Origin of the sequence: Rhodoferax sp. (assembly GCF_018063565.1) — a bacterium.
GTDB lineage: Bacteria > Pseudomonadota > Gammaproteobacteria > Burkholderiales > Burkholderiaceae_C > Rhodoferax.
In genome coordinates this window covers 1-10,535 of record NZ_JAGPBB010000103.1, presented here as the reverse complement: position 1 = coordinate 10,535, position 10,535 = coordinate 1, and the positions used below count along the sequence as shown (strand labels likewise).

13 protein-coding genes are annotated in these 10,535 nt (G+C 58.6%); 3 read left to right on the top strand and 10 right to left on the bottom strand.

Annotated features, from left to right (window positions below; genetic code table 11):
- The 3 genes from KBF66_RS16925 to KBF66_RS16915 form a co-directional block, all read left to right on the top strand.
- Positions 1–1,371 (top strand): aldehyde ferredoxin oxidoreductase C-terminal domain-containing protein (locus KBF66_RS16925; protein WP_296660029.1); only part of this gene is annotated, 1,371 nt, incomplete at its 5' end.
- A gap of 64 nt (positions 1,372–1,435) precedes the next feature.
- Positions 1,436–2,734 (top strand): FAD-dependent oxidoreductase, encoded by a 1,299-nt coding sequence (locus KBF66_RS16920; protein WP_296660026.1) that lies wholly within the window; start codon positions 1,436–1,438, stop codon positions 2,732–2,734.
- A gap of 12 nt (positions 2,735–2,746) precedes the next feature.
- Positions 2,747–3,001, top strand: a complete 255-nt coding sequence (locus KBF66_RS16915) for a MoaD/ThiS family protein (protein ID WP_296660024.1) — start codon at positions 2,747–2,749, stop codon at positions 2,999–3,001.
- A 90-nt stretch (positions 3,002–3,091) separates the two neighbouring features.
- On the opposite strand, the gene KBF66_RS16910 is transcribed toward KBF66_RS16915, so the two are convergent.
- From KBF66_RS16910 to KBF66_RS16865, 10 genes are all read right to left on the bottom strand, one after another.
- Positions 3,092–3,502, bottom strand: coding sequence for a response regulator (locus tag KBF66_RS16910; protein ID WP_296660022.1), 411 nt, complete (start codon positions 3,500–3,502; stop codon positions 3,092–3,094).
- Positions 3,503–3,637: 135 nt separating this feature from the next.
- Positions 3,638–4,018 carry a fluoride efflux transporter CrcB gene (crcB, locus tag KBF66_RS16905; protein ID WP_296660019.1) on the bottom strand — a complete coding sequence of 127 codons (381 nt, stop codon included), beginning with the start codon at positions 4,016–4,018 and terminating at the stop codon, positions 3,638–3,640.
- A gap of 81 nt (positions 4,019–4,099) precedes the next feature.
- Complete coding sequence (locus KBF66_RS16900) at positions 4,100–4,600, bottom strand: helix-hairpin-helix domain-containing protein (protein ID WP_296660015.1); 501 nt, start codon at positions 4,598–4,600, stop codon at positions 4,100–4,102.
- A 135-nt stretch (positions 4,601–4,735) separates the two neighbouring features.
- Positions 4,736–5,755, bottom strand: coding sequence for an ADP-glyceromanno-heptose 6-epimerase (gene rfaD / locus KBF66_RS16895; protein ID WP_296660011.1), 1,020 nt, complete (start codon positions 5,753–5,755; stop codon positions 4,736–4,738).
- A complete protein-coding gene (rfaE1, locus tag KBF66_RS16890; RefSeq protein ID WP_296660008.1) occupies positions 5,752–6,681 on the bottom strand; it encodes a D-glycero-beta-D-manno-heptose-7-phosphate kinase in 930 nt (309 codons plus the stop codon). Before rfaE1 ends, rfaD begins: the two co-directional genes overlap by 4 nt.
- A 4-nt stretch (positions 6,682–6,685) precedes the next feature.
- A complete protein-coding gene (gene lapB, locus KBF66_RS16885) occupies positions 6,686–7,843 on the bottom strand; it encodes a lipopolysaccharide assembly protein LapB (protein ID WP_296660005.1) in 1,158 nt (385 codons plus the stop codon).
- A complete protein-coding gene (locus KBF66_RS16880) occupies positions 7,833–8,159 on the bottom strand; it encodes a lipopolysaccharide assembly protein LapA domain-containing protein (RefSeq protein WP_296660003.1) in 327 nt (108 codons plus the stop codon). The genes lapB and KBF66_RS16880 overlap by 11 nt, the downstream gene beginning before the upstream one ends.
- 34 nt (positions 8,160–8,193) lie before the next feature.
- Entirely contained in the window at positions 8,194–8,511 is a 318-nt protein-coding gene (locus KBF66_RS16875) for an integration host factor subunit beta (protein ID WP_296660001.1), read from the bottom strand.
- 77 nt (positions 8,512–8,588) lie between these two features.
- Entirely contained in the window at positions 8,589–10,271 is a 1,683-nt protein-coding gene (gene rpsA, locus KBF66_RS16870; RefSeq protein ID WP_296659999.1) for a 30S ribosomal protein S1, read from the bottom strand.
- A 108-nt stretch (positions 10,272–10,379) separates the two neighbouring features.
- Positions 10,380–10,535, bottom strand: a 156-nt coding sequence (locus KBF66_RS16865; protein WP_296660034.1) for a (d)CMP kinase, incomplete at its 5' end; no start/stop codon positions are given.

The window sequence follows — 10,535 nt, the reverse complement described above, 5'->3', positions numbered from 1 at the left end:
ATCGGCAAGGCTGGTGAAAACGGCGTGCTGTTTGCCGCCGTGGTCAACGACCTGCACCGCGCTGCGGGCCGCTCGGGCGTCGGTGCGGTGATGGGCAGTAAGAATCTCAAGGCCATTGCGGTGCGCGGCACCAAGGGTGTCGGCAATCTGCGTGACCCCAAAGCCTTCATGGCCGCTGTCAAGGCCAGCAAAAAGGTCTTGGCTGAGAACGGTGTCACAGGCACTGGCCTGCCCGCCATGGGCACCCAGGTTCTGATGAGCGTGATTAACGAGGTGGGCGGCTTGCCCACCCGCAACCACCAGGACAACCAGTTTGAAGGCGCCAAGGACATCGGTGCCGAAGCCATGGCCACACCGCGCAAGACCGATGGCAAAAAACATCTGGTCACCAACCAGGCGTGCTTTGGTTGCACCATTGCCTGCGGGCGCATCAGCAAGATGGACGAAGGCCACTTCACCATCGAAACCAAGCCGCAGTACCGCGGTGCCAATGGCGGCCTCGAATACGAAGCTGCCTGGGCGCTGGGTGCGGCCAATGGCGTGAACGATCTGGAATGCCTGCAATACGCCAACATGCTGTGCAACGAGGAGGGGATTGACCCGATCAGCTTTGGTGCCACCGTGGGTGCAGTGATGGAACTCTACGGCATGGGTGTGCTGACCAAAGAGCAGGTGGGCTGCGAGGCCACGTTTGGTTCTGCGCGCGCACTGGCTTTCCTGGCGGAAGAGACGGTCAATGGTCGCGGTTTTGGCAAGGAAATCGGCCAGGGCTCCAAGCGACTCACCGCCAAATATGGTCATCCCGAACTGTCGATGTCCTCCAAGGGCCAGGAATTCCCGGCTTATGATGGCCGCGCCATTCAGGGTATTGGTCTGGCCTATGCCACGAGCAATCGTGGCGGCTGCCACCTGCGCGGCTACACCATTGCGTCAGAAATTCTGGGCATCCCGGTCAAGACCGATCCGCTCGAATCGCAGGGCAAGCCAGAGTTGGTCAAGGCGTTCCAGGACGCCACGGCTGCGTTTGACTCGTCTGGCCTGTGCATTTTCACAACCTTCGCCTGGGGCCTGCAAGATCTCTCGCCACAAATGCAGGGGGCTTGCGACGAGGTGTACACGGTTGAAGAACTGGCCAAGATTGGGGAGCGCATCTGGAATATGGAGCGCGAGTTCAACAACCGCGCCGGCTTCACAAAAGCCGACGACAGCCTGCCCGCGCGCCTGACTAGTGTCGAGGGTGCTTGCAAGACCGGCCCAGCCAAAGGCAAGTTCAACGAACTCGCCACCATGCTGCCGTTGTACTACGAGGCCCGCGGTTGGGACAGCGAAGGCCGCCCAACGGCAGCCACCAAAGAGCGGCTGAGTCTGTAAGATTTTTCGTTATCTGACCCCAAAACGGCTCTGAAAAGAGCCGTTTTTACTGAAAGAGAAACCCATGACCCACCACGTTATCCTCGGTGCCGGCCCGGCCGGTGTCATCGCCGCCGAAACCATCCGCAAGCACAGTGCCACCGACCGCATCACGCTGATTGGTGACGAGCGCGAGCCCGCCTATTCACGCATGGCCATTCCCTACTTGCTCACCGGCAAGATCGACGAGTCGGGCACTTACCTGCGTCGCAGCCCGACCCATTTTGAAGATTTAAAGATAAATCGGCTTCTAGCCCAGGTGCAGTCAGTGCAGGAAGCTACAAAAACCGTAGTGCTCGATGACGGTGAGACGGTGCCCTTTGACACCCTGCTGATCGCCACCGGCTCGCACCCGGTGCATCCACCCGTTCCCGGCATCGATGCCGAAGGTGTGCACACCTGCTGGACGCTGGCCGATGCGCGCGCCATTGCCGCTTTGGCACAACCCGGCGCACGCGTATTGCAACTGGGCGCGGGTTTTATCGGCTGCATCATCATGGAGGCACTCGCTGCGCGCGGTGTGCGCTTAAGCGTGGTCGAAATGGGCGACCGCATGGTGCCGCGCATGATGGGCCCGGTGGCGGGCGGCATGATCCGCGACTGGGTGGAGTCCAAGGGCATTGAGGTGTTTACCAGCACCAAGGTGGAGTCGATCGCGCCGGGCAAACCGCTGCAAGTCACCCTGTCCAACGGCAAAACCATGCCCGCCGACCTGGTGATTAGCGCCGCCGGTGTGCGCCCCGCCATCCGCTTTATGCAGGATTCGGGCGTGTTGTGCCTGCAGGGCGTGCTGACCGACGAGCATCTGCAAACCAATGTACCGGGCATTTTTGCCGCCGGCGACTGTGCCGAAGCGTTTGACAAGGTGTCTGGCACCACCATGGTCAGTGCCATCCAGCCCAACGCGTCGGAGCAGGCGCGCATTGCCGCTGTGAACATGGTGGCGTTTGCCAAGGGTCGCCGCACGGCGTACGCGCACCTCAAAGGGGTGACGCAAATCAATGTGCTCGACACGCTGGGACTGGTTTCAGCCAGCTTTGGTGACTGGAAAGGTGTCAATGGGGGTGAACACGTCGAGCTGACCGACCGAACTGCGGGCAAACACCTGAGCCTGCAATTCAGAGATGACGTGCTGGTGGGCTGCAACTGCGTGGGCTGGACGCAGCATGTGGGGGCGATGCGCGGCCTGGTTGAGGGCCAAATCAAGCTCGGGGCATGGAAAGACATCCTCAAAAACGACCCGACCCGCCTGGCCGACGCCTACCTGGCTTGCGCGCAGGGGCATGCCGAGTGGTCGGGTGCGCACGACGCGCGCCGACGCTAAAGTGCGTGCGCCATGAAGATCACGCTCAAACTGTTTGCCTCGCTCACCGACTATTTGCCGCCCGCGGCCAAATACACCAATATCGTTGAACTCGATATCGCGCCCGAGGTGACGATCAGTCAGTTGGTGGCGCAGCACCGCCTGCCGGAGAAGCAGGTGCACCTGGTGCTGGTCAACGGCACCTACATCGCGCCAGAGCTGCGTGCCAGCCGCACACTACAAGAAGGGGACGTGCTGGCCATCTGGCCGCCCATTGCCGGAGGGTGAGCGCTTTTTTGAATGGCATTGCATGCAAGTTCCGCACCGATGAGCGGACGAGGGCCAGCGGCTGACCCAGACAAAACCGCTCAAGACATCTCAGTGGGATGTCGGAACCCGGTGCTGGCGGCGGTTCAGTGCGTTGAGCAGGGCTTTTTGCAGGATTTCAGTGGCAACGGGTTTGATACAAAAGCCGTCGGCGTGTGCGTCGATCGACTTGAGAAAATCCGCCTGCATTCCAGTACCGGTCACCATCAGAATCGAAGCATTCGGAAGCACCGCCCGCAGTTGACTGAGCATCGTCCAGCCGTCGGCCTCGGGCATATAGATGTCCAGCAACACAAAGTCCGGCTGATGCTGCCGGGCCAAGCTCAATGCCGTATGGCCATTGGTGGCGTAATGGATATCGGAACAGCCCAAGTGCGTCAATACACTTTGCAGAACATCGCACGAAAAATCATCATCATCCACAATGAGATAGCGCTTGTTTGCCAGTGCCGTGTCTTTCATGATATGCCCAAAAAATGACCGTTGATCAGCGTGCCCTGCGAGTGTCAAAAGCATTTTGTTCCTGATGTGTCGACCTGTCCATCCCCCAATTGGGGGATATCCGCCCAAAAGTTGTCGGCAATTGGCGCTGCGGAGTCAGGCTCTGGCGATAAAGAAACTGGCGCTCCATATGCCTGCCAGCGTCATGCCCAGTGAGCCAAAAAGGTGGAGCGCTATGGTCATCAGACCCAGTTGGTAGCGTTGCTGACCCAGCAATCCCACCACTTCGGCAGAAAAACTCGAGAACGTTGTCAATCCACCCAGAAACCCGGTAATGATCGCCAGTCGCCATGCCGGATCCAGGTGAGGCAGGGCCTGAAACACCGCAACAGCAATTCCGATCAGGTAGCCACCGATCAGATTGGCGGCCAGGGTACCCCATGGGACCAATGCCCCCGGGTTTAACCAGAGTCCCAATCCCCAGCGCGCCAGTGCACCCAGGCAGGCGCCGATACAAATGGCCAGTACAGATGTCATGATGGATGCATCATATAGTCAGCAATAGGCGACCCATAAAAAAACCCGCCGAAGCGGGTTTGCGTCATCCGTGCCGAAAGCTTACTTGCTCGCGCCAGCTTTAGGTTTGGAGGCTTTTTCAGCAGCTTTGGCTGCTTTTGCATCGGCCTTTGCCTGTTTTGCAGCGTCTTTGTCAGCGGATGCTGTTGTTGCTTTGGCCTCAGCTTTGGCTGCCTTGGCTGCATCTTTACTTGCCGAAGCGGCAGGTGCCTTGGCGTCAGCCTTGGCAGCCTTTGCATCTGTTTTCGCCGCTTTGGCACTTGGGGCCGGTGCTACGCCTTTGAACGAGTCACCATTCACTGTCAGGCCTTCCGCTGAAAATTTGGCGGCATTGCCTTCGCCGACCCCTTTGACGCGATCAACGAAGTCGGTCCAGTCCTTGAAGTTGCCTTTTTTCCGCTCATCCAGAATCTTGGTCGAAATGCCGGGACCAATGCCTTTGATGCCATCGAGCTCGGCGGCGGTGGCTTTATTGACATCCACCGCTGCAAAGCAGGCGGCTGCGTAAAGCATGGCGACGAGGGCGAGAAGTTTTTTCAACACGGGAATGCTCCTGAAAGTTAAGGGAAATCTGCGACGGCCAAACACTGCGCATGCGAAAAAACGCCGTGGCCCATAAAAAACCTGCTGAGTGTAAGGCCATTCTCATGACTCAAAAGACACTGAAGTTCGCCAGTGTCAACTATTTATGGCAAGCCACTGAACGTATTGGCTGACACCCGTTTGCACATCGGCAAATGTGTGCTCACAGCCACACGCCCGCAGCATCCCGAGGTCAGCCTGGGTGTAACACTGGTATTTGCCGCGCAATGCATCCGGAAATGCAATGTACTCAATCAGCCCTTGCGCGCCAAGCTCATGCGTTGCCAGCGGCGGCAGATTCTCCGCCATTCGAAACGAATTCACCACGGCGGTCGCGACGTCGTTGAAGGGTTGTGCCCGGCCCGTGCCAAGATTGAAGATGCCCGACACCCCCGGATGGTCAAAAAACCAGAGGTTGACCGCCACCACATCGTCGATAAACACAAAATCGCGCATCTGGGATCCAGGCGCATAACCGCCGTAATCGCCAAACAGCTTGACCTTGCCATCGGCCTTGAACTGGTTGAACTGGTGATAGGCGACACTGGCCATGCGGCCTTTGTGTTGCTCACGCGGACCGTACACATTGAAATACCGGAAACCCACCACCTGCATGGTTTTGCCTGCCATGGAGCGACCAAAGTCCAGACCACATTCGCGACGCATCCGCTGATCGAACAGCAGCTTGGAGTAGCCATAGACGTTGAGTGGACGTTCGAATCGCGGCTCCTCACGGAAGGTGTCCGAACCCCCGTAGGTGGCAGCGCTGGAGGCATACAACAGTCTGGCGCCGCGCTTCTGACAAGCGTAAAACAATTGCACCGAAGTGGCAAAGTTGTTTTGCATCATGTACTTGCCGTTGAGCTCCATGGTGTCGCTGCAGGCCCCTTCGTGGAACACCGCTTCAATCTGCCCGTACTTTCCAGCCGCAAAGTCGTCGTAAAAGGTATCGGCATCGATGTAATCGGCAATCTGCAGATCCGCCAGATTGCGAAACTTGTCACCTTGAGTCAGGTCATCTACCGCAATGATGTCGCTCAGGCCACGCGCATTGAGACCCTTGATCAGGTTGGATCCAATAAAACCGGCCGCACCGGTCACCACAATTCGGGTCATGCAAACAACTCCTCGTAAGAAACGGTGGCGGTACCGAACTTGCCAACCACCAGTCCGCCGGCTCGATTGGCCAGCGGCAAGGCGTCCCGCAGACTCAAGCCGGCTGCCACCAAGGCCGCCATGGTGGCGATCACGGTGTCGCCAGCACCGGTCACATCGAACACCTCGCGCGCCTGTGCGCTGACACTGATCTGGCCTTGGTCGTCAAAGAGCGTCATGCCTTCTTCGCTACGTGTCAGCAGCAGGGCTTGCAAGCCAAGCCGGGTGCGCAAAGCCTGCGCTTTGCCGGACAGATCAGATTCATGGCTCCAGCCGCCGACCACCTGCTGCAGTTCAGCCCGATTGGGCGTGATCACGGTGGCTCCAAGGTAGCGCCCATAGTCATGACCTTTGGGATCGACAAAAATAGGCTTGGCGGCAGCTCTGGCGCGTCCAATCATGTCAACCACATGGGCCAAGCCACCCTTGCCGTAGTCGGAAAACAGGACTGCATCATGCTGCGGCAGCAGTTCGATGAAGGAGCTCGTTTGAGATGCCAGCACTTCGCTCTTGGGGGTGTTTTCAAAATCAAGCCGTATCAACTGCTGCTGACGCCCGATCACGCGCAACTTGACGGTCGTGCTGAGCTGTGCATCCCGACCAAAAAAAGGGCGAATGCCGGTTTTTGCCACCAGGGCTTCGAGCTTGTGGCTGGCATCGTCGTCGCCTACCACAGTGAGCAGCGATGACTGGGCACCCAGCGTGACCACGTTGTAAGCCACATTGGCAGCTGCGCCGATGCGTTCTTCCTCCCGCGTGACGCGCACCACGGGTACCGGTGCCTCGGGGCTGATGCGGTCCACCGCACCATACCAATACCGGTCAAGCATCACGTCGCCCACGACCAGGACGCGGGCGCTGGCCAAATTTTCTTTGGAAATAGTCATGGATTTACAGTTCTTCGATGCGTCGTGCCGGGTAGCTGTCCCAGGCCTGGCAGCCCGGGCATTGCCAAAAATGCTGCATTGCCTCAAAGCCGCAGGCGGCACAGCGGTAGCGCAACAAGGGTTTGGTGGCGTGGTCCAGCGCGCGCTGGACTTTGGGATGAAATTGCTCGTGTTCGAGTTTCTCTCCGGCAATCCAGCGCGAGGCCGCCACCAGTGACGGTTCCAGGTCCAGGTGCCGGAGGTAGTAGTCGCGAGCACGGCTGTGCTCCAGCGGATCTGCGTCGCTGAGTGTGACCAAAGCGTCCAGGAGATCCAGCGACGGGTTGTCCTGATAACGGGCCTGCAGGATCTCGCGCGCTGCCAAGGTGTCTCCGCTGATCTGCGCCGCCTGTACCAGCGGTGCTGCGATCAGCGAGGTGGCAGCCGGTGAATATTCAAGTGCCGCCAGCAATGTTTGAAAGGCACCACCGGCTTGACCGGTCTTGATTTGGAGGCGGGCGATCTCAAGCCTGGGGCGGGGTGCATCCGGTGCCATCTGCAAAGCGCTGTCCAACAGTTCAAGTGCCTTGGGGACTTCGCCCTGAGTCACCAGCAGCGCAGCCTGTTCGCACCGGTAATGCGCCAGTCGATGGCCAAGGCTGCCACGGGTGGCGCAATCCAGCTTCTCCGCGATCAGGGTCGCCTGTGCCCAGTCCCGGCTACGCTCAAAGTTGGCCAGCAAGGCCAAGTGTGCCTCAGTCTCGAAACGTGTGCCATCGAGCTTTTGCAAGGCGTCTTCGGCACGGTCCAGCAAGCCGGCTTTGAGAAAGTCCAGCGCCAGCGCGTGTTGGGCGCGGTGCCGGTCGTCCTGGCTCAGATCGGCACGTGACAACAGATGCTCGTGTACCCGTACAGCGCGTTCATATTCACCGCGGCGCCGAAACAGGTTGCCCAATGCAAAGTGCAACTCCGAGGTGTCGGGGTCTTTCTGGACCGCTTCGATGAAGGCATCAATGGCCTGATCCTGCTGTTCGTTGAGCAGAAAATTCAGCCCCTTGAAATAGGCCTTGGGGGCTTGCCGGTTTTCCAGGCGTATTTGGCGCAGATCGACACGCGATGCCAGCCAACCCATGACAAAAGCCATCGGCAATCCCAGCAGCACCCAACTCAGATCAAATTCCATCTGCGTAGGCAGGTGCTGTGGTCGGGGGCATTGCCTCCGGGGTGGCCGCTGTTTCAGCGCGCACGGGCTGGGTCCGTGACTCACTGCGACGGACTCGGCGTCGTTGTTGCCACCAGCGGGGAACCATCCCCATCACGCCAACCATCACCCCGGCTGAAAATGCGGTCAGCACCACCAGCACCTGGGGTGCCTGCCACTGGTTACCAAAGAAAAAGTGCACTGTGGTGTCCTGCTGGTTGTTCAAGGCGAACGCGAACAGGGTAAAAAAAATGGCCGCTTTGAGCACCCACTTGAGCAGCCAAAGGATGTGTTTCATCGGTGAATCCCCAAAGAAGCACAAATTCTAGCGATCACGCGCCGGATTTGACTGTTTGCGACAGTTCGACGGTGCGTTGGTCGACCGCCTCACGCAAGGCTTTGCCTGGCTTGAAATGGGGGACACGCTTCTCGGGGATGGCCACACTGGCACCACTTCGAGGGTTGCGACCCATGCGTGGCGGCCGGTAATTGACAGAGAAACTGCCAAACCCGCGGATTTCGATGCGGTGGCCGCGTACCAACGCGTCGTTCATGGCGTCAAGAATAGCCCTGACTGCAAATTCTGCGTCGCGCTGGGTCAACTGGCTAAAACGGGCAGCCAGTTCTTCGACAAGATCGGAGCGGGTCATGGTGGTGAAACAGGTACAAAGAAAAAACGACCGGCGCACCAGGCGGCCGGTCGTTTGCTCAGCTAGGCGATAAGCGCTTAGTTGTTGTTGTCGAGCTTGGCGCGCAGCAATGCGCCCAGGCTGGTGGTACCCGCGTTTTCACGAGCCGACTGCTGGCTCAATGTGGCCATGGCTTCGCTCTGGTCAGCGGCATCCTTGGCTTTGATCGACAACTGGATGTTGCGGGTCTTGCGATCCACATTGACCACCACGGCGGTGACTTCGTCGCCTTCCTTGAGCACGTTACGGGCGTCTTCAACGCGATCACGGCTGATCTCTGACGCACGCAGGTAACCCAGCACGTCGTCACCCAGGTCAATCTCGGCACCTTTGGCATCCACGGCCCGGACCTTGCCAGTCACCACGGAACCCTTGTCGTTGATCGACGAGAAGGTGGTGAACGGATCGGAGTCAAGTTGCTTGATGCCCAGGGAGATGCGCTCGCGATCCACATCGACCGCCAGCACAATCGCTTCAACTTCCTGGCCCTTCTTGTATTCACGCACGGCAACTTCGCCGGCTTCGTTCCACGACAGGTCAGACAGGTGGACCAAACCATCGATCCCGGCGGCCAGACCCACAAACACACCAAAGTCGGTAATGGATTTGATCGGCCCCTTGACGCGGTCACCACGCTTGGTGTTTTGCGCAAACTCCTGCCAGGGGTTGGCCTTGCACTGCTTCATGCCCAGACTGATGCGACGCTTGTCTTCGTCGATTTCCAGGACCATGACTTCGACCTCGTCACCCAAGGCAACAATCTTGGCCGGGGCCACATTCTTGTTGGTCCAGTCCATCTCGGACACGTGCACCAGGCCTTCGATACCGGGTTCGAGTTCAACAAATGCGCCGTAGTCGGCAATGTTGGTGATCTTGCCAAACATACGTGTGCCGGTGGGGTAACGGCGGTTCACGCCCATCCACGGGTCATCACCCATTTGTTTCAGACCCAGAGAGACGCGGTTTTTCTCGGTGTCAAATTTCAGGATCTTGGCAGTGATTTCCTGGCCAGCGGTCACCACTTCGGAGGGGTGACGCACACGGCGCCAGGCCATGTCGGTGATGTGTAACAGACCGTCGATGCCGCCCAGGTCCACAAAAGCACCGTATTCGGTGATGTTCTTGACCACGCCTTGAACAATCGCGCCTTCTTTGAGCGTGTTCATCAGCTTGCTGCGCTCTTCGCCCATGCTGGCTTCAACCACCGCGCGGCGGCTCAGCACCACGTTGTTGCGCTTGCGGTCAAGCTTGATGACCTTGAACTCCATGGTCTTGTTCTCATACGGAGACAAGTCTTTGGTCGGACGGGTGTCAACCAGTGAACCAGGCAGGAAGGCGCGGATGCCGTTGACCAGCACCGTCAGGCCACCCTTGACTTTGCCGCTGGTGGTGCCGGTGACGAAGTCGCCGGACTCAAGCGCACGCTCCAGGCTCATCCAGGAAGCCAGGCGTTTGGCGGTGTCGCGGCTCAGGATGGTGTCGCCGTAGCCGTTCTCGATCGAACCAATGGCCACTGATACAAAATCACCCACTTGCACTTCGGTTTCGCCCTGATCGTTTTTGAATTCTTCCAGCGGCACATAGGCTTCGGACTTCAGACCAGCGTTGACAACCACAAAGCTGTGCTCAATACGCACCACTTCAGCGGTGATCACTTCGCCTGGGCGCATTTCTGTGCGTTGCAGGGACTCTTCAAACAGGGCGGCAAAAGATTCAGACATTTTTGATGTGGCAAACACCACGGGGGTTAAGTTTTTTGAACCTCAACTGCAATGCGCCAATGCGGCGCGAAAGGGCAGGTGAGGGCCGGTTTCAGCTCTAGAGAAACTTCAGAAGGGCTGAATGCCCTGCCACCAGTCCAACACCTGATGCACCGATTCGTCGACCGATAAATCCGAGTTGTCCAGCAGCCTGGCATCCTGCGCTGGCATTAAAGGCGCGCTGCTACGGGACATATCCCGCGCATCACGCGCTTGCAAGTCTGC